This window comes from Rhodoferax sp. P1_F3, from assembly GCF_056405715.1.
In genome coordinates, this window is record NZ_JBFUBO010000006.1 from 343,066 (window position 1) to 367,191 (window position 24,126).

19 protein-coding genes and 1 tRNA gene are annotated in these 24,126 nt (G+C 61.7%); 10 read left to right on the forward strand and 10 right to left on the reverse strand.

What is annotated here, in order from left to right; translation table 11 throughout:
* Positions 1-13 precede the first annotated feature (13 nt).
* The 4 genes from AC1DZ5_RS12420 to AC1DZ5_RS12435 form a co-directional block, all read right to left on the reverse strand.
* A complete protein-coding gene (locus tag AC1DZ5_RS12420) occupies positions 14-520 on the reverse strand; it encodes a peptidylprolyl isomerase (RefSeq protein ID WP_477889438.1) in 507 nt (168 codons plus the stop codon).
* Between the two features lie 3 nt (positions 521-523).
* A complete protein-coding gene (locus AC1DZ5_RS12425) occupies positions 524-1,138 on the reverse strand; it encodes a peptidylprolyl isomerase (protein ID WP_477889520.1) in 615 nt (204 codons plus the stop codon).
* 83 nt (positions 1,139-1,221) lie between these two features.
* Positions 1,222-2,484 carry a L,D-transpeptidase family protein gene (locus AC1DZ5_RS12430; protein WP_477889440.1) on the reverse strand — a complete coding sequence of 421 codons (1,263 nt, stop codon included), beginning with the start codon at positions 2,482-2,484 and terminating at the stop codon, positions 1,222-1,224.
* Positions 2,485-2,533: 49 nt separating this feature from the next.
* Positions 2,534-3,652, reverse strand: coding sequence for a YybH family protein (locus AC1DZ5_RS12435; RefSeq protein WP_477889442.1), 1,119 nt, complete (start codon positions 3,650-3,652; stop codon positions 2,534-2,536).
* 224 nt (positions 3,653-3,876) lie between these two features.
* On the opposite strand from AC1DZ5_RS12435, the gene cysS reads away from it, so the two are divergent.
* From cysS to AC1DZ5_RS12465, 6 genes are all read left to right on the forward strand, one after another.
* On the forward strand, positions 3,877-5,256 hold the full coding sequence (cysS, locus tag AC1DZ5_RS12440) for a cysteine--tRNA ligase (protein WP_477889444.1): 1,380 nt from the start codon (positions 3,877-3,879) through the stop codon (positions 5,254-5,256).
* Positions 5,256-5,906: a DNA-3-methyladenine glycosylase family protein gene (locus AC1DZ5_RS12445; protein ID WP_477889446.1), complete on the forward strand. Its 651-nt coding sequence runs from the start codon at positions 5,256-5,258 to the stop codon at positions 5,904-5,906. The genes cysS and AC1DZ5_RS12445 overlap by 1 nt, the downstream gene beginning before the upstream one ends.
* Positions 5,907-5,919: 13 nt before the next feature.
* Entirely contained in the window at positions 5,920-6,897 is a 978-nt protein-coding gene (locus tag AC1DZ5_RS12450) for an acetyl-CoA carboxylase carboxyltransferase subunit alpha (RefSeq protein ID WP_477889448.1), read from the forward strand.
* 30 nt (positions 6,898-6,927) lie between these two features.
* Positions 6,928-7,902, forward strand: a complete 975-nt coding sequence (gene tilS, locus AC1DZ5_RS12455; protein ID WP_477889450.1) for a tRNA lysidine(34) synthetase TilS — start codon at positions 6,928-6,930, stop codon at positions 7,900-7,902.
* Between the two features lie 67 nt (positions 7,903-7,969).
* A tRNA-Ser gene (locus AC1DZ5_RS12460) sits at positions 7,970-8,062 on the forward strand.
* Between the two features lie 85 nt (positions 8,063-8,147).
* On the forward strand, positions 8,148-8,957 hold the full coding sequence (locus AC1DZ5_RS12465) for a mechanosensitive ion channel family protein (RefSeq protein ID WP_477889452.1): 810 nt from the start codon (positions 8,148-8,150) through the stop codon (positions 8,955-8,957).
* Positions 8,958-9,021: 64 nt separating this feature from the next.
* Here the strand turns inward: AC1DZ5_RS12465 and AC1DZ5_RS12470 are convergent, their stop codons facing one another.
* The 5 genes from AC1DZ5_RS12470 to AC1DZ5_RS12490 form a co-directional block, all read right to left on the reverse strand.
* On the reverse strand, positions 9,022-9,657 hold the full coding sequence (locus tag AC1DZ5_RS12470; RefSeq protein ID WP_477889454.1) for a glutaredoxin domain-containing protein: 636 nt from the start codon (positions 9,655-9,657) through the stop codon (positions 9,022-9,024).
* 31 nt (positions 9,658-9,688) lie between these two features.
* The gene (locus AC1DZ5_RS12475) at positions 9,689-11,734 is read right to left on the reverse strand and encodes a M3 family metallopeptidase (protein ID WP_477889456.1); all 2,046 of its coding nucleotides are present in this window, start codon (positions 11,732-11,734) and stop codon (positions 9,689-9,691) included.
* A 51-nt stretch (positions 11,735-11,785) separates the two neighbouring features.
* The gene (gene folD / locus AC1DZ5_RS12480; RefSeq protein ID WP_477889458.1) at positions 11,786-12,661 is read right to left on the reverse strand and encodes a bifunctional methylenetetrahydrofolate dehydrogenase/methenyltetrahydrofolate cyclohydrolase FolD; all 876 of its coding nucleotides are present in this window, start codon (positions 12,659-12,661) and stop codon (positions 11,786-11,788) included.
* A gap of 71 nt (positions 12,662-12,732) precedes the next feature.
* The gene (locus AC1DZ5_RS12485) at positions 12,733-13,359 is read right to left on the reverse strand and encodes a response regulator transcription factor (protein ID WP_094478892.1); all 627 of its coding nucleotides are present in this window, start codon (positions 13,357-13,359) and stop codon (positions 12,733-12,735) included.
* A gap of 4 nt (positions 13,360-13,363) precedes the next feature.
* Positions 13,364-15,910, reverse strand: coding sequence for a PAS domain-containing sensor histidine kinase (locus AC1DZ5_RS12490; RefSeq protein WP_477889461.1), 2,547 nt, complete (start codon positions 15,908-15,910; stop codon positions 13,364-13,366).
* 170 nt (positions 15,911-16,080) lie between these two features.
* On the opposite strand from AC1DZ5_RS12490, the gene aceE reads away from it, so the two are divergent.
* Genes aceE through lpdA form a run of 4 tightly spaced genes read left to right on the forward strand, consistent with a single transcriptional unit; the run spans position 16,081 to position 22,919 of the window.
* Positions 16,081-18,789: a pyruvate dehydrogenase (acetyl-transferring), homodimeric type gene (gene aceE / locus AC1DZ5_RS12495; protein ID WP_477889463.1), complete on the forward strand. Its 2,709-nt coding sequence runs from the start codon at positions 16,081-16,083 to the stop codon at positions 18,787-18,789.
* 18 nt (positions 18,790-18,807) lie between these two features.
* Complete coding sequence (gene aceF, locus AC1DZ5_RS12500; protein ID WP_477889465.1) at positions 18,808-20,472, forward strand: dihydrolipoyllysine-residue acetyltransferase; 1,665 nt, start codon at positions 18,808-18,810, stop codon at positions 20,470-20,472.
* 7 nt (positions 20,473-20,479) lie between these two features.
* On the forward strand, positions 20,480-21,076 hold the full coding sequence (locus AC1DZ5_RS12505) for an MFS transporter (protein ID WP_477889467.1): 597 nt from the start codon (positions 20,480-20,482) through the stop codon (positions 21,074-21,076).
* A gap of 4 nt (positions 21,077-21,080) precedes the next feature.
* Positions 21,081-22,919 (forward strand): dihydrolipoyl dehydrogenase, encoded by a 1,839-nt coding sequence (gene lpdA / locus AC1DZ5_RS12510; RefSeq protein ID WP_477889469.1) that lies wholly within the window; start codon positions 21,081-21,083, stop codon positions 22,917-22,919.
* A 110-nt stretch (positions 22,920-23,029) separates the two neighbouring features.
* Here the strand turns inward: lpdA and AC1DZ5_RS12515 are convergent, their stop codons facing one another.
* The gene (locus AC1DZ5_RS12515; RefSeq protein ID WP_477889471.1) at positions 23,030-23,968 is read right to left on the reverse strand and encodes a LysR family transcriptional regulator; all 939 of its coding nucleotides are present in this window, start codon (positions 23,966-23,968) and stop codon (positions 23,030-23,032) included.
* Positions 23,969-24,126: the final 158 nt, after the last annotated feature.

The following is a 24,126-nucleotide window of genomic DNA, read 5'->3' on the forward strand; positions in this document are numbered from 1 at the left end:
CAGCACCTGGGGCTTACAGCGCGACGGCTTTTTCGATGATGACGTCTTCCTTGGGCACATCGTCATGAAAGCCCTTGCGGCCCGTCTTCACAGCCTTGATCTTGTCGACCACCTCGGTGCCCGAAATCACTTTGCCAAACACGGCGTAGCCCCAGCCCTGGGTGGAGGGCGCGGTGTGGTTCAGGAAGCCGTTGTCGGCAATGTTGATGAAGAACTGGGCCGTGGCGGAGTGGGGATCGCCCGTGCGTGCCATGGCCACGGTGTACACATTGTTCTTGAGGCCATTGTTGGCTTCATTCTCAATGGGGGCGTCGGTGGACTTCTGGCCCATGCCCGGTTCCATGCCGCCACCTTGCACCATAAAGCCGGGGATGACGCGGTGGAAGATGGTGTTGTTGTAGTGGCCCTTGTTCACATAGGCCAGGAAGTTGGCGGTGGACTTGGGGGCTTTGTCAGCATCCAGTTCCAGCGTGATGACGCCGTAGCCTGTGATGTGGAGTTCGACTTGGGGATTGCTCATGGTTTATTTCGCCACTGTGGCGGAGTTGATGATGATGGGGGTTTGGGGAACGTCGCTGCGGAAAGGTCCGCCTGCGCCCGTAGGCGTCGCCTTGATTTTCATGACTACCTCCATGCCGCTGATGACTTTGCCAAACACGGTGTAGCCGAACAACTGGGGCGAGTTCAGCAGTGCTGCGCGGGGGGTGTCTTTGTACACCTGGCCCTGGTACTCAAAACGGGGAACCGGGTCGCCCGGCGGAATCAGAATCGGGTCCAGAAACGCATTGTCCTGCACATTGATGAAGAATTGTGCGGTGGCGGATTGGGGGTCATTGGTACGGGCCATGGCCAGCGTGCCCACCACATTGCGCGGGCCGCCTTTGGCCAAAGCATCCCGGCCTTCATGGACCACGGGTGCACGGGTGGGGCGCTCGTTGTACTTGGTGTCGTAGCCGCCGCCCTGCACCATGAAGTTAGGGATCACGCGGTGAAAAATTGTGCCGTTGTAGTGCTTGTCTTTCACGTACTGTAAGAAGTTTTCCACTGTCTTCGGCGCCTTGTCAGCGTACAACTCCACCACAAACTCCCCGGCCGATGTCTGGAATTTCACGCGCGGCAGCTCGTCTGCCAGTGCCATGGACGGCAGCAAAAGCGTGGCGCACACGGCCAAGGCGGCTCGGCGCGTGGGCACCGAGGCAGGTACAGAGGTGAACAGTCCCACTACAAGACTCCTTCAAAGAAGATTTTCCAATGGTTGCCCTGGCGTATCCAGTACTGGCGCTTGGTCCAACCCACGCGCACCCCATCGGCCACCTCGCCAAAGGTGGCCACCATGGTGTCGGCACTGTCTGTCCAGCGCAGGTAGGACACATCTTTCAGTTGGATGGTACGGCCCTGCATTTTGTCCATCTCGGAGCGCAGGGTGGGTGTCCATTGCGTCAGCGACTTGCCATTGCTGGAGAAGTCGGACGTGTAGAAGGACAGCACCTGGTTGATGTCGCCGGAGGTCTTGGCATTGCGCCATGCCAGCAAGGCGTCTTCAAACGGTTTGGCCTCGCCGCGCGAGCTGTTGGGCGACACCCATTGCAGCTGGGGCGAAATCACCACAGGCGTGGAGCGCACCTCTACTGTACGGATGATGTGGTCCAGATCGGGATTGGCCAGCACCACGCAGCCGTCGGTGGCCAAGGGCGGGCGCGAGAACTGGTTGGGTGGTGTGCCGTGCAGCCAAATACCGCCGCCGGTCTTGCCACGCTTGGTATCCAGAATGTTGGGGTAGTTGATGGGCAGGGCGCCGGAGCCATAAAACTCCTTGAGCGACTTGCGGTCCAGATTGCTGGTGATGTAGTAGATGCCCAGCGGCGTACGCTGGTCGCCCTCTGCGGTTTTGGACGTCCCGGCCTTGCCCACCGAGATGTAGTAGTCCGCCACCAAATTCAGGCCCGATGCGGTGTTTTCAAACAGGTACAAGCGCGAGCGTGAAGCATCCACCGCAATCGCATGCTTGGTGCGCTGGGACAGTTGCAAAAACTGGGTGGGCACCATGCCGACAGTCGGGCGCTCCTTCAGGGCCCGCACGCGGCGCAGAGACTCTTCGCGCAGTTCGCCCAGCGTGCCAGAGGCTTCACGCGCCATGGCCTCGGGGACATCGCCCACTACGGTCAGGGGGCGGGTGCGTGCGGCCAGCAGGTCTCCATACACCAACTGGGCCAGCTGAAAGTGCGGCAGATCTTGTGCCAGGTGCTCCGCTTTGGCCAGCGCCTCGCGGTTCTGGCCCTTGCCAATCAGGGTGTAGACCTCGATCAAGCGGGCCTCGGCCACGCCGTCAGAGTCCGAGGGCTGTTGCGTGACTGGGGCGGGCGCAGGGTTGGGTTTGGCCGCGCGCTTTGCTGCAAACGCCAAGCTGCTGCCCAGGCAGAAAGCGAGCACCACCACTACGGTGCGTAGCGTGGCCTGCAAAGAGGAGTCCGGAGAATGGCGCAAGGTCTGGGGGGAGCAAAGCATGGTGAACACAAACTGCAGTCGCTGAGACTCAGTTGACCACCGACTCCCGCACGATGACCCAACGTTCGCCGGCCTTGACCAAGTCCAGCGCCTTGCGACTGGATACGGCCAGTTCATTGGCCTTGTAATCCTGGCGGAACTTGGCTACTGCTTTGTTGCCGTTAATGGAAATGATCAGGTTTTCCAGTTTCACGCTGATTTTGGACTTGCTGGTGATGCGTTGGCGGCGCTCTTCTTCCCAGGCGCTGCGGTTGGCGTTGCCGGGTGGGTCAAACTCTTTGCCATACGAGGCCAGATAGCCTTTGACGTCTTTGGACGCCCAGGCATGGGCCCACGCGCGCACGGCGGCTTCCACTTCCTTGTTGCCATTGGCGGCCACATGGGCGGGCGCGGCGGCCGGTTGTGGAGTGGGCGTAGGGGCTGGTGTGGTCACTGGTGCAGCTGCCGCAACGGGAGGCACAGTCGCCGCAGGTGGCGTGACAGCGGCCACGGTGGCGGCAGGTGCTGGTGCGGTGGCCAATGTGGGGGGCGCCTTGACCGGTGCCTGGGCTGGCAGGGTCGGTGGGGCTTTGGCCGGAGGCGCTGCTGCGACCACAGCGGCGCTAGGCACTGCGGGCACGGGGGAGGGGAGCGTTGCGGCGGCCGTGGGGCGCTGGCCCTTGGCGGCGGGGTTGAACAGCTCGCGAATCAGGGCCAGCTTGGGTGCCACGGCGGTGTTGGAGGCATCGAGCTGCAGCGCTTTACCGTAGGCCTGGCTGGCCAGCTTGGCATACACGTCACCCAGGTTTTCATGGGCGGTGGTGTAGCTGGGGTTGGTGCGGATGGCCATTTCCAACGCCGTGCGGGCCTTGTCAAACTGGCTCTGACCAGCGTACAGCACGGCCAGGTTGTTATAGGGCTCGGGCAGTTCGGGGTAGTCTTCGGTCAGGCGGGTAAAGGTGGCGATGGCGTCGCTGGTTTTGCCCGAATCGCGCTGGATCACGCCCTTAAGGAAGCGCATTTGTGGATCACGTGGCTTGGTCGCCAAGTACTGGTCGGCCTTGGTCAGGGCATCGGCCAGCTTGCCATTGCGCACCAGTTGGGACACGTCCGCATATTCATCCGCATGGGCTACCGACAGCATCATGGAGACCGCAAGGGCTGCCATTCGGAGTGATGAGAATACGAGAGAGGGGGCGTGCTTCATATTGCCTTTGGATTTCTGCGCGGGTGATGGCCCTCTGGCCGGGGCTTTATACTGCGTTGCATTGTAGCTGAGGGGTAGCCTGTCTCTCCCCGGCAAATACCCCGGATTCACCCCGCGCGAGCCCCGCAACCCGCACCCGAGTTGCCATGGGCTCGCTGCTTTTGTGTGTTGGTTTTGAGATACCCATGAGTTTGCGCATTTACAACACGCTATCGCGTGAGTTGGAAACGTTTTCACCGATCGAGGCGGGGCATGTGCGCATGTACGTCTGCGGCATGACCATCTACGACCTGTGCCATATCGGCCATGCCCGGATGATGATGGCCTTCGACGTGGTGCAGCGCTGGCTTAAGAGCAGTGGCTACCGTGTGACCTATGTGCGCAACATCACCGATATCGACGACAAGATCATCAAGCGTGCGCTGGAACGGGGTATCACCATCCGCCAGCTCACTGATGAAATGATTACCGCCATGCATGCCGATATCGGCGCGCTGGGCATTGAGCCCCCCACCCTTGAGCCACGCGCCACCGAATATGTGTCGCAGATGCTGTCACTGATTGGGCGGTTGGAGGACAAGGGCTTGGCCTACCGCGCCAGCAATGGCGATGTGAATTACTCCGTGCGCAAGTTTGTCGGCTACGGCAAGCTTTCTGGCAAGTCGCTGGACGAACTACGGGCTGGGGAGCGTGTGGCCGTGCAGGATGGCAAAGAAGATCCCTTGGACTTTGTGTTGTGGAAGGCTGCCAAGCCTGAAGAACCGGCCGATGCCAAGTGGGACAGTGCGTTTGGTGCTGGCCGCCCTGGCTGGCACATCGAGTGCTCGGCCATGTGCGGGTCAACGCTGGGCGAAACCTTCGACATCCATGGAGGTGGGGCTGATCTGCAGTTTCCGCACCACGAAAACGAGATCGCTCAGAGTGAAGGCGCCAATGGCAAGCCGCTGGCGGCCTTCTGGGTGCACAACGGCTTTGTGCGGGTGGACAACGAGAAAATGTCCAAGAGCTTGGGTAATTTTTTCACCATCCGCGAGGTCTTGGCCAAGTACGACGTGGAGACCGTGCGCTTCTTCCTGGTGCGCCCCCATTACCGTACGGCGCTGAATTACAGCGATGCCCACCTTAACGATGCCCACGCCGCGTTGCGGCGCCTTTACACGGCGTTGGATACCGTGGCGCCCCAAGTGCCCGCAGCGATCGACTGGTCTGAGCCGTTTGCGGCACGTTTCAAGGCCGGCATGGACGAAGATTTCGGCACGCCCGAGGCTATCGCCGTGTTGTTCGATTTGGCGTCTGAAGTAAACCGCAGCAAATCCCCTGCGTTGGCCGGGCAGTTGAAAGCCTTGGGTGCTTGCCTGGGCCTGTTGCAAGCGGACCCTAAAGCTTTTTTGCAAGCGGGTGCGTCCTTGGGTGATACCGCTATCCAGGCCTTGATTGCCCAGCGTGCCGCGGCCAAAGCCGCCAAAGACTTTGCATTGGCCGACGCCATCCGCAAGGATTTGCTGGCCCAGGGCATCGTTCTGAAAGACTCGGCCGCGGGCACGACTTGGGAAGCTACGCAGTAATGGCTACATCTATCAAGCCTGAAGAGGTGGTAGCCACCCCCTATTTTTGGGAAGAGGCCTGCAAGCACCTGATGAAAAAAGACCGGGTGATGAAGCGCCTGATTCCCCAGTTTGGCGATGCCTGCCTTCAAACCCGGGGTGACGCCTTTGTGACCTTGGCGCGCAGCATTGTGGGCCAGCAGATCTCTGTCAAATCCGCCCAGACCGTGTGGGACCGTTTTGCGGTGCTGCCGCGCAAGATGACCCCGGCCAATGTGCTCAAGCTCAAGGTGGACGACATGCGCGCCGCGGGCCTGAGCGTGCGCAAGGTCGAATATTTGGTAGACCTGGCCCTGCACTTTGACAATGGGGCCTTGCACGTCAAGGACTGGGACGGCATGGGCGATGAGGAAATCATCGCGGAATTGGTGGCCATCCGCGGCATTGGTCGCTGGACGGCTGAGATGTTCCTGATCTTCCACCTGATGCGTCCCAATGTGCTGCCGCTGGACGATGACGGCCTGATCCAGGGCATCAGCAAGAACTATTTTTCGGACGATGTAGTGAGCCGCAGCGATGCGCGCGAGGTGGCTGCCGCTTGGGCGCCGTACTGCAGCGTGGCAACTTGGTATATTTGGCGGTCTCTCGACCCCCTACCGGTCGCGTACTAGAAGGAGAACCGCGTTGGCTAAAAAGACATTTCTCGACTTTGAACAGCCCATTGCCGAGCTGGAAGGCAAGATTGAAGAGTTGCGCTATGTGCAGAACGAGTCGGCGGTGGACATTTCCGCCGAGATTGACCAACTGAGCAAGAAGAGCCAGCAGCTCACCAAAGACATTTACAGTGATTTGACCCCTTGGCAAATCACCAAGATCGCACGCCACGCCGAGCGTCCTTACACGCTGGACTACGTCAACGACATCTTCACGCACTTTGTGGAGTTGCACGGTGACCGCCACTTTGCCGACGATCTGAGCATTGTGGGCGGCCTGGCCCGCTTTAACGGCACGCCCTGCATGGTGATTGGCCAGCAAAAGGGCCGTGACACCAAGGAACGCGGTTTGCGCAACTTTGGCATGAGCAAGCCTGAGGGCTACCGCAAGGCGCTGCGCCTCATGAAGCTGGCCGAGAAGTTCAAGCTGCCGGTGTTTACTTTTGTGGACACACCTGGCGCCTACCCCGGTATTGACGCCGAAGAACGCGGCCAATCGGAGGCCATTGGCCGCAACATCTTTGAGATGGCGCAGCTCGAAGTACCCATCATCACCACCATCATTGGTGAGGGCGGTTCGGGTGGCGCGCTGGCGATTTCGGTGGCCGACCAGGTCATCATGTTGCAGTATTCCATCTACTCGGTCATCAGCCCCGAAGGTTGTGCCTCGATTTTGTGGAAAACCTCCGACAAGGCGCAGGATGCAGCGGATGCCCTGGGCATCACCGCCCACCGCCTCAAGGCCCTGGGTCTGGTGGACAAGATTGTCAACGAGCCTGTGGGTGGCGCCCACCGCGACGCCAAACAGGCGGCGGCCTTCCTCAAGCGTGCGCTGGCCGATGCCTACCGCCAGATCAGCGACCTGAAGGTCAAGGAACTGCTGGACCGCCGCTACGAGCGCCTGCAAAGCTACGGCCGCTTTACCGACACCAAGGCCACCGGCAAATAAGCCGGTTGCACCGGCGACCTGCCGCACGCCATGACCCAGTCACTGGATGCGGTCCTGCGGGCTTTTCAGCCCGCTTTGCCTTTGGGGGTGGCATTCAGCGGTGGGGCAGACTCCACTGCCTTGCTGATCGCGTGTGCCGAGCGCTGGCCGGAGCAGGTGGTGGCCCTGCACGTCAACCATGGCCTGCAAGCCGCCGCAGCAGACTTTGAAGCCCATTGTGCGGCACTGTGCATCCAGTTGAAGGTACCCCTGCGGGTTGTGAAAGTGGATGCCAGCCACGCACCCGGCCAAAGCCCCGAGGACGCAGCCCGCATTGCCCGTTACAAGGCTTTTGGTGCTCTAGCCCGCGTGGAATCTGCGCAAGAAGCTATTAAATCCATAGCGCTGGCGCAGCATGCGGATGACCAGGTGGAGACTCTGTTGCTGGCGCTGAGCCGCGGTGCGGGTTTGCGTGGCCTGAGCGCCATGCCGGCACAGTGGCAGCGTGACGGTCTGGACTTTTACCGGCCCCTGCTGCAGGTCTCGGCGGCCGACATTCGGACATGGCTGGCTGAGCGTGGGGCTAGCTTTGTCGAAGACCCGACCAACGCCGACCAACGCTTCACCCGCAACCGCATCCGCGCGCAGCTATTGCCAGCGCTGGAAGCGGTATTTCCGCAGTTTCGTGACACGCTGGCCCGCAGTGCGGCCCATGCCGCCCAGGCCCAAGCGCTGCTGGACGAGATGGCGGCGGCGGACCTGCAGATCATCCGCCGTGGGAACGACGGCTTGCCCATGCTGAAAGCCTTGCAAGGGCTGGCTGCGGCGCGCCAGGCGAATGCCTTACGGCACTGGCTGGCCACGGCTTACTGGGTGATTCCGAGCACAGCGCAACTGGCCGAGCTGCAACAGCAAATTGCGGCCTGCACCACACGCGGCCATCGCATCCACATCAAGGTGGCGCAGGGTTTTGTGGAGCGCAGGGGGCCTGTGTTGGTCTGGTACCCAGCATCAACATCCCGTTGATCGCAACCCAAGCCACGGTTTGAGAAAAAACGCGTCAGAGTCGTGCGATAATCCTGCTTGACCTTTAGGAGACGTGACCGAGTGGCCGAAGGTGCTCCCCTGCTAAGGGAGTATGGGGTGTAGAGCCTCATCGAGGGTTCGAATCCCTCCGTCTCCGCCAAAGTTGAAAAACCCGATCTGTGATCGGGTTTTTTTTCGCCCAAAGTTATCATCGTCCGCACTATTTATTTTGGGAGGATAGTGAAATGAACACGGAAGTCATCTGGACATTTTTGACAACACAGGGCGCCGACTTTGGGCTCAAACTGCTCGGTGCCCTGGGCGCCTGGATCGTGGGCCGCTGGCTGATCGCGCTGGCGCTGCGGCTGCTGGGCACGGCATTGCAGCGTGGTGGCAAGGTCGACCAGACGCTGGCGAACTACCTCACCTCCATCTTGGCCGTTATTCTGAACATTGTTCTGATCCTGGCGATCCTGGACATTTTTGGCGTGCAGACCACGTCGTTCGCAGCTCTGTTGGCAGGTGCTGGTCTGGCCATTGGGACTGCCTGGGGCGGCTTGCTCACGCATTTCGCGGCCGGTGTATTCATGCAGGTACTGCGCCCCTACAAGGTCGGTGATTTCGTGACTGCGGGCGGCGTGACCGGTACGGTCAAAGAGCTGGGCCTGTTTGGCACCACGCTCATCACTCCCGACAACGTCATCACCATCGTCGGCAACAACACGGTGTTCTCGGGCTCCATCCAGAACTTCAGCACCCTGTCGTACCGCCGGGTGGACTGTCTGGCCAAGGTGGCCAATGGGGTGGACGTGATGGATGCGATTGCCCGCCTGCGCACGGCTGTGGCGGCCATTCCAAACGTTGTGACAACGCCAGCGCCCGACATTGAAATCCTCCAGTTCACCCCGGAAGGCCCGCTGCTCTGCGTGCGCCCCTATACACACACCGACCACTACTGGCAGGTGTACTTTGACACCCACAAGGCGGTGGTCAGCACGTTTGGCGCTGCGGGCTACCCGGTTCCAGAGACGCCGGTGGCGCACCGCACTCTTTGACTGAGGCTGAACGGACAAAAAAGGCTGCCTTGGGGCAGCCTTTTTTTGTTGGGCAGGGTGTTGTTTAAAACGTAATGCCTGCGGGGTTGGACGGAGCGGGAGCGGCCGGTGCGGGTGCTGGCTCTGCGGCCTTGGGCGTCTCTTTGGGGGCGGCGGCTGCAGGTTTTTGCAGCGCCACCAGCGGCGTGGCGGTGGCGAACTTGTAGTTGCTGGGCAGCGCAGAGGTCTTGGGGTAGCCGGCCGCGTCCAGGTACTGGGACCATTCCGCGTCCGAAAAGCCTTTCAAGCGCTGCCCACCGATGGTGCCAAACGGCAGCGAGTTCTCGCCTGCCAGGCGCGTCAATGCTTCCAGGTCTTCTGGGGTGGTGACCGAGCGTTCGGTGTAAGGAACACCACGGCCTTTGAGCAAGCTGCGGGCAGAGTCGCAGGGCCCGCACTGGGGCGAGGCATACAGGGTCACCGGGTATTTGGACACCACCTGACGCAACTCATAGGGCAGGTTGGAACTGGCGGCATCGGCTGCAGCGCCTCCGGTGCCCGTGGATGCGATCTTGCCCTTGTCGGCCGCTGGCGGCTTGTCCGAGAACGTGATCTTTCCGTCGGGCCCCACAATTTTGTAGACCATCTGGCCATGGGCAGCAAAGGCTGCCAAAACTAGGGCCGAAGCGCCCAACCATGCGTGAATAGTGCGGTGTGTCATGGGATCAATCCTACGCGGTTGTCAGTGGGGTTCAGTGGGCCGTCATGCCCTGGTGCCGCAGCAGGGCGTCTAGCGAAGGCTCGCGCCCGCGGAAGGCCTTGAACGACTCCATGGCAGGGCGGCTGCCGCCCGCCTCCAGAATAGCCATGCGGTATTGTCTTCCGGTTTCCGGATTGGGCAAGCCCTCTGCATCGGCGCTTTCTTCAAAGGCGGCGTAGGCGTCGGCGCTGAGCACTTCGGCCCATTTGTAGCTGTAGTAGCCCGCGGCATAGCCACCCGCAAAGATGTGGCTGAAGGTGTGGGCTGCACGGCTCCAGGCCGGCGGCTGCAATACGGCCACTTCCTGGCGCACTTGCGCCAGCAGCGGCAGGAAGTCGTCCGCAGGGTTGTGCTCGGTATGCAGCAGCATGTCGAACAGCGCGAACTCGATCTGGCGCAAGGTCTGCATGCCGCTTTGGAAGTTCTTGGCGGCCAACATCTTGTCAAACAGTGCACGGGGCAGGGCGGCACCCGTTTCCACGTGCGAGGTCATGTGTTGAAGCACATTCCATTCCCAGCAGAAGTTCTCCATGAACTGGCTGGGCAGTTCCACCGCATCCCATTCCACACCACTGATACCCGAGACATCGCGTTCGTTCACCTGGGTCAGCATGTGGTGCAGGCCATGGCCGAATTCGTGGAACAGCGTGGTCACGTCATCATGCGTCAGCAGTGCGGGCTTGCCGTCCACGCTTTCGGCAAAGTTGCAGACCAAGTGGGCCACAGGCGTTTGCAGTTGCCCGTTGTCCGGGCGCAGCCAGCGGGTACGCACATCGTCCATCCAGGCGCCACCGCGTTTGCCACTGCGGGCCGTGGGGTCCAGGTAAAACTGGCCGACCAGCTGCAGGCCCTGGGCGTTGCGGCGCTCGATGCGGTAGAACTTCACGCCCGCATTCCATACCGGCGCACTGTCCTCGCGGATTTCCACGTCAAACAGGGTTTCCACGATCTTGAACAGCCCGGCCAACACCTTGGGTGCGGTGAAGTACTGTTTGACCTCTTGCTCGCTAAAGGCGTAGCGTGCCTCCTTGAGCTTTTCGGAGATGTAGGGCCAGTCCCAAGCCTGCGGGTCGTTCAGACCCAGATCAGTCTTGGCGAAGGCGCGCAGGTCGGCAATGTCCTGCTCGGCAAACGGGCGGGCTTTGCGGGCCAGGTCACGCAGGAAGGTGACTACGGTGGCCGGAGAGTCCGCCATTTTGGGCACCACGGACAACGCGCCAAAATTGGCGTAGCCCAGCAGATGCGCTTCTTCCTGGCGCAGCGCCAGGATGTCGCGGATCACGGCCGTGTTGTCGAACTTAAGGAACTCGGGCGCAGCCTCGGTAGATGCGCGGGTGACGTAGGCGCGGTACAGCACGGCGCGCAGGGCGCTGCTCTTGGCAAACTGCATGACGGGCAGGTAGCAGGGCATCTTGAGCGTGAGCTTGTAGCCTTCTTTGCCCTCAGCCTGGGCGGCAGCACGCGCAGCTTGCAGCACATCGGACGGCACGCCTTCCAGCTCGGCCTCGGTGGCGTAGTGGGCAAAGGCGTCGGTGGCATCCAGCGTGTTTTCGCTGAACTTTTGGCCCAGCTCAGCCTGCTTTTCCTGGATGGCGGCAAAACGCTCGCGCTCTGCGCCTTGCAGCTCGGCACCGCCCAGCACAAAGTTGCGCACGGCATTTTTGTGGGCTTGCAGCTGCTCCGCGTTCAGTGTGGCGGTATCAATGGCCTTGTACTTGGCGTACAGGCGTTCGTCAGCACCTAGCCGGGTCCAGAACTCGGTGACTTTGGGGAGCGTGGCGTTGTAAGCGGCACGCAATTCCGGGGTATCGGCCACGCTGTTCAAGTGGCTGACTGCGCCCCAGGCCATGCCCAGCCGTTCGGTGGCCACGTCCAGCTCGCGCGCAATGGCATGCCATTCAGCAGGGAAGTCGGCTGCGGTGACTTTTTCCAAAGCCTGCTCTGCATGCACCAGCAAGTCGTCCATGGCAGGGAGCACATGCTCGGGCTGGATCTGGTCAAACAGGGGCAGACCGGTGGTGCTTAACAGTGGATTCATGGGCAAAGGCTCGGACATTGGAGATGACAACTAGATAAGGGCAAGCCAGGCTTATGCAAGCCCGCGTTGGGCAGCGTCGCGCTCGGCGGCTTCCAGCGTGTTGACCAGCAACATGGTGATGGTCATAGGGCCTACGCCACCGGGCACAGGGGTGATATGGCCCGCAACCTGGCTGACACCGGCAAAGTCCACATCGCCGCACAGCTTGCCGGCGTCATCCCGGTTCATGCCCACGTCAATCACCACGGCACCGGGCTTGACCATGTCGGCCGTCAGCACATTGCGCTTGCCCACGGCGGCCACGATGACATCGGCCTGCAAGGTCATGGCCTTGAGGTCTTTGGTGCCGCTGTGGCAGATGGTGACGGTGGCGTTTTGCTGCAGCAGCATCATGGCCATGGGCTTGCCCACGATGTTGGAGCGGCCTATCACCACCGCGTGCTTGCCCTTGAGGCTGTAGCCAATCGACTCCAGCATCTTCATGCAGCCATAGGGCGTGCAGGGCCAGAAGCCGGGCTGGCCCACCATGAGCGCGCCGGCGCTGGCCACGTGGAAGCCGTCCACGTCCTTGGCGGGGGAAATAGCCTCGATGACCTTGTGCGCGTCAATGTGGGCGGGCAGGGGCAGTTGCACCAGGATGCCGTGGATGCTGGGATCGTTGTTCAGTGCGTCCACGCGGGCCAGCAGTTCTGCCTCGGTCATGGTGGCGTCGTATTTTTCCAGCACCGAGTGCAGGCCGGCGTCGGTGCAGGCCTTGACCTTGTTGCGCACGTAGACCTGGCTGGCCTGGTTATCACCCACTAGCACCACGGCCAAGCCAGGCGTCAAGCCCCGGGCCTTGAGGGCGGTCGTGCGTTTGGCGACGTCGCCGCGCAGTTGGGCGGCCAGGGCGTTGCCATCGATGGTCTGGGCGGAGGGTGCTGTCATGGTCGTGTCTTCAAGTAAAAACGCCCGCAGCGGAGGCAGAGCGGGCGCGAGGTGCTATAAAAAATGGAGCGTCAGGTCTTTGGTGCGTTCTGACCCAAGGCAATTTTGAGCAGATCGGCTACGGTGTTGGCGCTGAGTTTTTCCATGATGTTGGCGCGGTGCGCCTCCACCGTCTTGATGCTGATGCCCAGGTCGTCGGCAATCTGCTTGTTCAGGCGCCCGGCGACGATGCGTTCCAGCACCTGGCTTTCGCGCAGTGTGAGCTTGGAGAGCAGCGCGTCGCGGCTGACGGCGAGCTGGTAGTCGGCAAACGTGTCCTTGGCGTGTTCCAGCATGCGCTCCACCAGGCTGACCAGCTGGTCTTCCTTGAAGGGCTTCTGGATGAAGTCCATGGCGCCTTTTTTCATGCTGTCTACCGCCATGGGCACATCGCCGTGGCCGGTGATGAAGACGATAGGCAGGGGAGACTTGGCTTCGATTAGGCGGCTTTGCAGCTCCAGGCCGGTCATGCCGCCCATGCGGATGTCCACAATCAGGCAGGCCACTTCGCGTGCGTCGTAGCGGCTCAGAAATGATTCGGCGGAATCAAAGCACCGCACCCGGTACCCCTTGCCCTCTAGCAGCCACTGCAGGGAGTCCCGCACTGCTTCGTCGTCATCGACTACGTAAACCGTTCCTTTTTTGGGGATCAAGCTCATTCAGTTATCCGAGGTTGGGTTGGGGCGCAGGCGGCTCTTTGTAGGTCAGAGTGCCGATCTCGGCCAGGGGTACCCAGAAAGAGAAGCGGCACCCTGACACTTCTGTGCCATTGTAGATGTTCTCTGCGGTCATCCGGCCCAGGTGCGACTCGACGATGGAGCGGCACAAACTGAGGCCAATTCCCATGCCGTCGGCCTTGGTGGAGTAGAACGCTTCATACAACCGCGCCATCACCTCGGGCGCCAGCCCCTTGCCAGTGTCCTGCACCGAAAACTCGATGACGGGTTTGTTGTCAATGTGGCGCGGCAGCACCCGTAGCTCGACGATGCGCTCCGCTGTCTGGCGCAGCGCCATGTCGATCGACTCAGCCGCGTTGCGCAGCAGGTTCACCAGTACCTGTTCGATCAGGATGGGGTCGACCAGCACCATGGGCAGTCGGGCCGCTACATAGTGGTTCAGGCGCACGTTGAAGCGGCGCAGCTCGATTTCGGCCAGCTCGACCGCCTCGGCCACCATGGTAGATACCTCAGACAGCGTGCGGTTGGGTTCGCTGCGTTTCACAAAGGAGCGGATGCGCTGGATGATCTGGCCCGCTCGCTGGGCCTGCTTGGCAGTTTTCTCCAGCGCCACCAGCAGGTCTTCCTCCGAGATCTGCTTGGCCTTGATGCGCGAAACCATGCCGTTGCAGTAGTTGTTGATAGCGGTCAACGGCTGGTTCAACTCATGCGCCACGCTGGACGCCATTTCGCCCATGGTGATCAGGCGGCTGGACGTCTGTGCCCGTTCGGCCTGCGTGGCGGCCTGTTCTTCGGCCAGGCGGCGGGTGGTGATGTCGGTGGCAATCACCATCTGGGCCAGTCGGCCGTCCACCCAGCTCAGGTAGCGCGTGCGCACCTCCAGCCACTTGCCCAGGGTGGTTATGAAAATTTCGGCACTTTCCGTGTCGCTGTCTGGCAGGGCCGTGGTGGGGAGGCCGGCAAACGAATCCACACTGTCGGAGGCTTCGTCATTGGGCGGGGTATGCGGCATGCCAGCTTCTGCCACCAGTTGCAGGTGTCCGCCTGCTTGCACGCCAAACCACTGGCGGTACAGCTTGTTGGCAAACAGCAGTTCGTCGCTGCCCAGGGGGGCCACCGAGATGGACGCATCCAGCGCCTCCAGCACCGTGGTGAAGCGCTGGTGCGAGGCCGACAGCTGCTCGCGCACGCGGTTGGGCTCGGTGATGTCGGTCATCGACGTGACCCAGCCGGTCTGCGTGCCCATAGCGTCAATCAAGGGTGACACATAGAGGCGGGCGTCAAACAACGTGTTGTCGCGCCGCTTGACCCGCACCTGGATGCCGCCGGGCGCGGTGTTGCTGTGCATTTCTTCTTCCAGGCGTGAGGCCATGTGCTCACGGTCTCCATCGGGCCAATAGGGGAAGGGGGCGGTACGGCCTACCAAGTCCGACTCGGTCCAGCCCGTCATCTGGCAAAAGGCGGCATTCACATAGGTGATGCGGCCCTGCAAGTCCATGGCGCGCATGCCGGTGAGCATGGAGTTTTCCATAGCCCGGCGGAAATTGGTTTCTGACATCAGCGCCTGCTGGGCCTGCACACGCCTGCGCGTGTGGCGCCAATTGGCAATCAGCATCCAAGCGGTCATTACGCTCAACGCGCTGACCAGCCAGAACAAACCACTGCCAATGACCCCCAATGAGGCCCGGTACGCCTGGGCCCGGATGACCAGCCCGCCACCCACGGGCGACACGGCCATGGAGTATTCGTTGGCTGGGTTGGACCAAGGCAGGAAGCGGCCCACCAGCTTGCGCGCGGGGATGCTGGTGCCGGCCAAGAGGGCACCATTGGCGTCTTGCAAGGACACGGCGTAGCGGGCGGATACCTCGGAAGGCACACCATAACGGTACAGGCCGTCCACCGAATATTCTGTCAGCAGTACCCCGCCAAAACGGCCGCGGTCGCTCAGCGGGACATACATCTGCAGCAGCGGCTCTTCGTCTTTGCTGAGCGGGTGCTGGATATAGACCGGTTGGTTCACTTCCCGCGTGAGCGAGAAACCGCTTTCGCGTTGTCCCTTGGCCAGCACGTCGCCCGAGGTTTGCAGCGGGCCGCTGGCGATGACGCCCATGCCCTGGCTGGCGCGGGTGCGGCGCTTGTCGTCGATCCAGGCCATGCCCTGCACCTCGGGGTACTGGTCCATCATGCTGGCTGCGCGCAGGCGGAAGTCGTCGGCGTCCAGCTCCCGGCCCGACACCTCGCGCGCAATGCGCATGATTTGTTCCTGTCGCTCCAACAGCCTTAGGCGCAGCCGCTGCTGGGTGTACTCCACGTCACGCTGCACGGCCTCTTGTTCACGGTCCATTTCTTCCAGGCGCAGGTAGCCCAGGGCCGCGACGATGGCGGCAAAAAACAACATCACGGCGGCCAGCGGGGCCAGCATGGCCACCCGGTCTTGGCGGTGCGGGGTGAGCCGCTGCCACCAGCGGCGTGCGCCGCCCACCGAGGGCAGGGCGAGGGGTTTTGAGAGAGAAATCACTTTGTAAAAAGGCATTGCCCGAGTGTAGGGGAAGGGCTCGTTGCGACGATCAAGCGCAGGGTACATGCGGTTTCATGAAATTTCATTATATGAAATGATTTGGCATGATTTGAAATGCATAAATAAATATGAGAAACTAGGGCTACCGCACTAAATTACGCCAAAGTACCAAGAAGGAGACATCAATGGCAGCAGTTCCCCAAAACCCTTTGGGTACGTCCGACGTGGACGGTCAGGAAACCCGTGAATGGATGGACGCTTTAAGCGCGGTCATCGAAGCTGAGGGCCCTGAGCGCGCCCACTTTCTGTTGGAGCAGCTGCTGGAGCATGCGCGCCAAAAGAGCATTGACATGCCTTTCTCGGCCAACACCGGCTACGTGAACACCATTGAGCCCTCGGAAGAAGAGCGCTCCCCTGGCAACCTGGAAATCGAAGAGCGCCTGCGCGCCTACATGCGCTGGAACGCCATGGCCATGGTGGTCAAGGCCAACCGCCACCACCCCGTGGACGGTGGCGACCTGGGCGGCCACATTGGCTCGTTTGCCTCGCTGGCCAGCCTGTTTGGCGCAGGCTTCAACCACTTCTGGCACGCTGAAAGCGAAAACCACGGTGGTGATTGCCTGTACATCCAAGGCCACGTATCCCCCGGTGTGTACGCTCGAGCCTACCTGGAAGGCCGCCTTTCTGAGGAGCAACTGCTGAACTTCCGCCAGGAAGTGGACGGCAAAGGCCTCTCCAGCTACCCGCACCCCAAGCTGATGCCCGAGTTCTGGCAGTTCCCCACCGTCTCCATGGGCCTGGGCCCGTTGATGGCGATCTACCAAGCCCGCTTCCTCAAGTACTTGCACGCTCGCGGCATTGCCAATACCGAAAACCGCAAGGTCTGGGTGTTCTGCGGCGATGGCGAAATGGACGAGGTCGAATCGCTGGGCGCCATTGGCCTGGCCGCACGCGAGAAGCTGGACAACCTGGTGTTCGTCATCAACTGCAACTTGCAACGTCTGGACGGCCCGGTGCGCGGCAACGGCAAGATCGTGCAAGAGCTGGAAGGCGAATTCCGCGGTGCGGGCTGGAACGTGATCAAGCTGCTGTGGGGCTCTGGCTGGGATGCGCTCTTGGCGCGCGATAAGGAAGGCGCCCTGAAGAAGCTGATGATGGACACGCTGGACGGCGACTACCAGGCCATGAAGGCCAACGACGGTGCCTACGTGCGCAAGCATTTCTTCGGCAAAGACCCGCGTACGCTGGAGATGGTGTCCAAGATGTCGGACGAAGAGATCTTCGACCTGCGCCGTGGTGGCCACGACTCCAAGAAGGTGTACGCCGCCTTCCACAAGGCTGTGAACCACAAAGACCAGCCCACCGTGCTGCTGATCAAGACCGTCAAGGGCTTTGGCATGGGCAAGTCGGGTGAAGGCAAAAACACCGTGCACCAGACCAAGAAGCTGACCGACGAGGACATCAAAGCCTTCCGCGACCGCTTCAACATCCCCGTGCCAGACAGCGATCTGCCCAATGTGCCGTTCTACAAGCCCGCAGACGACACCCCGGAAATGAAGTACCTGCACGAGCGCCGCAAGGCCTTGGGCGGCTACCTGCCACACCGCCGCACCAAGTCGGACGAGCAGTTCACCGTGCCCTCGCTGGGCACCTTCAAGGCGGTGATGGAACCTACGGCCGAAGGCCGCGAGATCAGCACCACCCAAGCCTATGTGCGCTTTTTGACACAGCTGCTGCGCGACCAAGCCCTGGGCCCGCGCGTGGTGCCAATTTTGGTGGACGAGGCCCGTACCTTTGGTATGGAAGGCCTGTTCCGCCAAGTGGGTATCTACAACCCCGAAGGCCAGAAGTACACCCCGGTCGACAAAGACCAGGTCATGTACTACAAGGAAGACAAGGCGGGTCAGATCCTGCAAGAAGGCATCAACGAAGCCGGCGGCATGAGCAGCTGGATTGCCGCAGCGACCAGCTACAGCACCAGCAACCGGATCATGATTCCGTTCTACGTGTACTACTCGATGTTTGGCTTCCAGCGCATTGGCGATCTGGCCTGGGCGGCGGGTGACATGCAAGCACGTGGCTTCTTGTTGGGCGGTACCTCCGGGCGCACCACGCTGAACGGCGAAGGCCTGCAGCACGAAGACGGCCACAGCCACATCATGGCCGGCACGATTCCGAACTGCATCAGCTATGACCCGACCTTCGCGCACGAAGTGGGCGTCATCCTGCACCACGGCTTGAAGCGCATGGTGGAGAAACAGGACAACGTCTACTACTACCTGACGCTGCTGAACGAAAACTACGCCATGCCCGGCCTGAAGGCAGGCACCGAAGAGCAGATCATCAAGGGCATGTACCTGTGCAAGGAAGGCCTCGCGCTGACCAAGAAAGCACCGCGCGTGCAACTGCTGGGCTCGGGCACCATCCTGCGCGAGAGCATTGCTGCACAAGAGCTGCTGGAAAAAGACTGGGGCGTGGGTGCTGATGTGTGGAGCTGCCCAAGCTTTAACGAGCTGACCCGCGACGGCCAGGACGCCGACCGCTGGAACCTGCTGCATCCGCTGGAAACACCGCGCGTGTCGTTTGTGGAAGAGCAACTCGGCAAGTCCACCGGCCCCGTGGTCGCGTCGACCGACTACATGAAGGCCTACGCCGAGCAGATTCGCCCCTTCGTGCCCAAGGGCCGTACCTACAAGGTGCTGGGCACCGACGGCTTTGGCCGCTCCGACTTCCGCAGCAAGCTGCGTGAGCACTTCGAGGTGAACCGCCACTACATCGTGGTCGCCGCCTTGAAGGCACTGAGCGAAGACGGCACGGTGCCTGTGGCCAAGGTGGCAGAGGCCATCAAGAAGTACGGCATCAACGCCGACAAAGTGAACCCCCTGTACGCCTAAGCACCGGAGACAAACAACATGGCAATCGTAGAAGTACAAGTCCCGGACATTGGCGACCTCGACGAGGTGGCGGTGATCGAATTGATGGTCAAGGTGGGCGACACCGTGAAGGCCGAGCAAAGCCTGATCACCGTGGAGAGCGACAAGGCCTCCATGGAAATCCCGTCCAGCACCGCGGGTGTGGTCAAGGAGATCAAGGTCAAGCTGGGCGACAAGGTCAAGCAAGGCTCTGTGGTGCTGGTGCTGGAAGCGGAAGGTGGCGCTGCCGCCCCGGTTTCTGAGCCAAAAGCGGCCCCAGCCCCCGCAGCTGCTGCGCCAGCAGCTCCTGTTTCTGTAGCGGCAACACCCGTTGCAGCTGCTGCAGCATCTGGTCCCGTGGAAGTGCGGGTGCCTGACATTGGCGATTTCAAGGACGTGGCCGTCATTGAGTTGCTGGTCAAGGTGGGCGACACCATCAAGGTCGAGCAAAGCCTGATCACCGTGGAGAGTGACAAGGCCTCCATGGAGATCCCGTCCAGCACCGCTGGTGTGGTGAAGGAGATCAAGGTCAAGATCGGTGACACCGTGAACATCGGTGACCTGGTGGTGGTGTTGGACGGCGTGGTGGGCGCAGCCCCTGCGGCGGCTCCTGCGGCTCCCGCCCCGGTGGCGGCTGCCGCAGTGCCTGCTCCCGTGGCAGCTGCCGCCGTTGCGGCACCTGCCGCTGCGTTGGCCGTGCCAGCCCATGCCCCCGGTGGCGCCACGCTGGGCCTGCCCCATGCGTCGCCTTCGGTGCGCAAGTTCGCCCGTGAACTCGGCGTACCTCTGAACGAAATCAAAGGCAGCGGCCCCAAGGGCCGCATTACCGAGGCCGATGTACAGGGCTTCACCCGCTCCGTGATGAGCGGTGCGGTACAAACCCTGGCCGCTGCGGCGCAAGCCAAGACGTCTGGTGGGAACGATGGTGCCGGCCTGGGTCTGATCCCCTGGCCGAAGGTGGACTTTGCGAAGTTCGGCCCCATCGAGCGCAAGGAAATGTCGCGCATCAAGAAGATCAGCGGCGCCAACCTGCTGCGCAACGCCATCATGATTCCGGCCGTCACCAACCACGACGACGCCGACATCACCGACCTCGAAGCCTTCCGCGTGTCCACCAACAAAGAGAACGAAAAGAGCGGCATCAAAGTCACCATGCTGGCCTTCCTGATCAAGGCCTGCGTGGCTGCGCTCAAGAAGTTCCCCGAGTTCAACAGCTCGCTGGACGGCGATGCGCTGATCTACAAGCAGTACTACCACATCGGTTTTGCGGCGGATACGCCCAATGGCCTGGTGGTGCCCGTGATCAAGGACGCCGACAAAAAGGGCATCTTCCAGATCAGCACCGAGATGGGCGAGCTGGCCAAGAAGGCGCGCGACGGCAAGCTGAGCCCGGCCGACATGTCCGGTGCCTGCTTCACCATCTCCAGCCTGGGCGGCATTGGTGGGCGTTACTTCACGCCCATCATCAACGCGCCTGAAGTGGCCATCCTGGGCGTCTGCAAGAGCCAGATGGAACCTGTGTGGGACGGCAAGGCCTTTGTCCCGCGCCTGATGCTGCCCTTGTCGCTGACCTGGGACCACCGCGTGATCGACGGCGCAGCCGCTGCACGCTTCAACGTGTACCTGGGCCAGATCCTGGGTGACTTCCGCCGCGTGCTGCTGTAAGGCCCGCATGACGACCATCGTTGTTGTCAAAAAGGCCGGGCAGGTGGCAATCGCCGCCGACACCCTGGTCACCTTTGGCGACACCCGCCTGAACCACCGGTTCGAGGCCAACAGCAAGCTCTTCAAGGTAGAGGGCGTTGGTGGCATCAGCTATGTGGGGCTGGCGGGTACGGTGGCGCATTTTCCGGTGCTGCGCAAGGCGATGGCTGCACTGCCCGCCGACAAGCTGCGCCTGAACAGCAAAGACCAGGTGTTTGACACTTTCACCCAGCTGCATCCGGTGCTCAAGGACACGTTCTTCCTGCAAACCAAGGAAGACGACAACGACCCGTACGAGTCCAGCCAGTTCAGCGTGGTTATTGCCAACGCGACCGGCATCTATGGCCTCTACAGTTACCGGGAAGTCTTTGAGTTCAAGGAGTTCTGGGGCATTGGCAGCGGCCGCAGTTTTGCGCTGGGTGCCATGCACGCCGCGTGGGACAGCCCCAAGACGGCGCGCGAGCTGGCGGTGGCGGGCGTGCAGGCAGGATGCGAATTTGACAAAAACTCGGCCGGCCCGGTTGAGGTGTTCACCATCAAACTGAAGAAACAAAAAAGCGAGTAAAGCTATGGCAATCGTAGAAATCAAGGTTCCGGACATTGGCGACTTGGACGAAGTGGCGGTCATCGAACTGCTGGTCAAGGTGGGCGACACCATCAAGGCCGAGCAAAGCCTGATCACTGTGGAGAGCGACAAGGCCTCCATGGAAATCCCCGCCAGCGAAGGCGGCGTGGTCAAGGAACTGAAAGTCAAGCTGGGCGACAAGGTCAAGCAGGGCACCGTGGTGGTCTTGCTGGAAACCGCTGGCGCTGCAGCAGCCCCAGCTGCTGAGTCAAAACCGACTCCAGCCCCCGTCGCTGCTGCGCCAGCAGCTCCTGTTTCTGTAGCGGCGCCTGCGCCTGCTGCTTCCAGTTTTGGCGGCAGCGCCGATCTGGAATGCGACGTGGTGGTGATCGGCGGCGGCCCCGGTGGTTATTCCGCCGCCTTCCGCGCGGCCGACCTGGGCCTGAAGGTCATCATGGTCGAGCGCTATGCCACCCTGGGTGGCGTGTGCCTGAACGTGGGTTGCATCCCCTCCAAGGCACTGCTGCACGTGGCAGCCGTGATGGACGAAGTGAGCCACATGGCCGACCTGGGCGTGGACTTTGGCGCCCCGACGCTGAACATCGACAAGCTGCGCGGCCACAAGGAAAAGGTCATCGGCAAGCTGACCGGCGGCCTGGCTGCCATGGCCAAGATGCGCAAGGTCACCACCGTGCGCGGCTACGGCAACTTTGTCGGCGCCAACCACCTGGAAGTAGAAGAAACCAGCGGCACCGCGCAAGAGAAGACCGGCAGCAAGAAGGTCATCGCTTTCAAGCGCGCCATCATCGCCGCGGGCTCGCAAGCTGTGCGCCTGCCTTTTATGCCCAACGACCCGCGCGTCGTTGACAGTACGGGCGCCTTGGCGCTGACCGGTGTGCCCAAGCGCATGCTGATTTTGGGCGGCGGCATCATTGGCTTGGAAATGGGCACCGTCTACAGCACGCTGGGCGCGCGCCTGGACGTGGTGGAAATGCTGGACGGCCTGATGCAAGGCGCCGACCGCGACCTGGTCAAGATCTGGCAAAAGATGAACGCCAAGCGTTTCGACAACATCATGCTCAAGACCAAGACCGTCTCCGCACGCGCCTTGCCCGAAGGCATCGAAGTCACCTTCGCAGCGGCCGAGGAGGGCGGCACCGCCCCCGCACCGCAGGTTTACGACCTGGTGCTGCAAGCTGTGGGCCGTACGCCCAACGGCAAGAAAATCGCCGCCGAGAAGGCCGGTCTGGCCGTCACGGACCGTGGCTTCATCAACGTCGACATCCAGATGCGCACCAACGTGCCGCACATCTTCGCCATCGGCGACATCGTCGGCCAGCCCATGCTGGCGCACAAGGCGGTGCACGAGGCGCACGTGGCGGCCGAAGTGATTGCCGGTGAACTGCAAGGCAACAAGGAACTGGCCGCAGCCGCCTTCAACGCCCGCGTCATTCCATCGGTGGCCTACACCGACCCCGAGGTGGCCTGGGTCGGTCTCACCGAAGACCAGGCCAAGGCCCAGGGCATCAAGGTCAAGAAGGGCCTGTTCCCTTGGACGGCATCCGGTCGCGCGATTGCGAATGGTCGCGACGAAGGCGTTACCAAACTGCTGTTTGATGATTCCCCCGAAGCCCATGGCCACGGCAAGATCCTGGGCGGCGGCATGGTCGGAACCCATGCCGGCGACATGATCGGTGAGATCGCCCTGGCCATCGAGATGGGTGCTGACGCGGTGGACATCGGCAAGACGATCCACCCGCACCCGACGCTGGGCGAAAGCATTGGCATGGCGGCGGAGATTGCGCATGGCTCTTGTACGGATGTGCCACCGGCGCGGAAGTAAGGATCAAAAATTCGCTGAAAACGCTACAAATTCAGTAGCGGTCCGCGCAGACTCCGCAAGGGCTGCGCGGTTTTTTTTTGTGCGGCAATAACGTGTTCGTGCGACTTGAATCACGGCTTGCGCTGAAACTGACTCTGCATATCCCGATCCCAACGCAGCAAGCACGGTGCCAGGAATTCAGCAAAACCGTCTGCCGGTGGAGACAGCGCGCGCGCGACGGGTCGATAAATGCAGACATGCCGGATCGTCTCTGGCTCGACTATGTTTCGCATGACGAGACCAAATGCCGCCGCCAGCGGGGCGACGTAGGTCGGCGCCAGCGTTGCGGCAAGTCCATGCGAGGCCAGACCGAACGCAGTCGTGACGTTGTCAACCACATCGATGGGGATGATGCGCGTGTCCGCCGGCAGGTTGACGAACATCTGCGCGACACCGCCTTCGTGGTCACGCCCGGTCGTGACCAGCGGCACATCGCGTAAGTCTTGCCAGCGCACGCGGCTGAGCTGATTGAGCCGATGGGTCGGGGCGCACCACAACACCCACGGGGTCGCGTATACCTGTTCGCAATGAACCTCGTCCCCCGTCGGGCGGTCCGGGCCAATCGCGAGGTCCACGTCGCCACTTGCAACGCGTGCGACAAGTTGCTCGACCGGCGTGTCACAGATCCGCACGATGACTTTTGGTTTCTCGCGCGCATATTCAGCGATGGCCGCCGGCAGTGCCGTGCTGGCCAGCACCAGCGGCGCGCCCACGCGAACGATGCCCGCGGCGCGGTTGCGAATATCGTCCGCCGATTGAGCGGCCGCTTGCACATGGCGCAAAACGGATTCGGCCGAAGAGAGGAAATCTTTGCCCGCACTCGACAGGCTGACACGCCGCGTCGTGCGGTCGAACAGCCGGAAGCCCAGCTCCGACTCCAGTTCGGCCAGTAGCTGGCTCACGGCCGACGACGTCAGACCGAGCCGTTGCGCCGCCGCGCCGATGCCATGGAGGTCGGCGATGGCGAGAAATGCTTCGAATTGCCGAAAGGTGACGCGGTTCAGAGGCATGGGTGGATTGTAAAGAGAAACTTACGAATGCCGGAAAATCGATTGATTGTTCAGCGTGGCGTTCCGATCGACACTCTTTTTGCGACGCGCCACCGCCAACCCGATAGCCGCCCGCAGCGGACCCGGTCGTCTCACCTGTTTCGCCCATTTTTTAACGT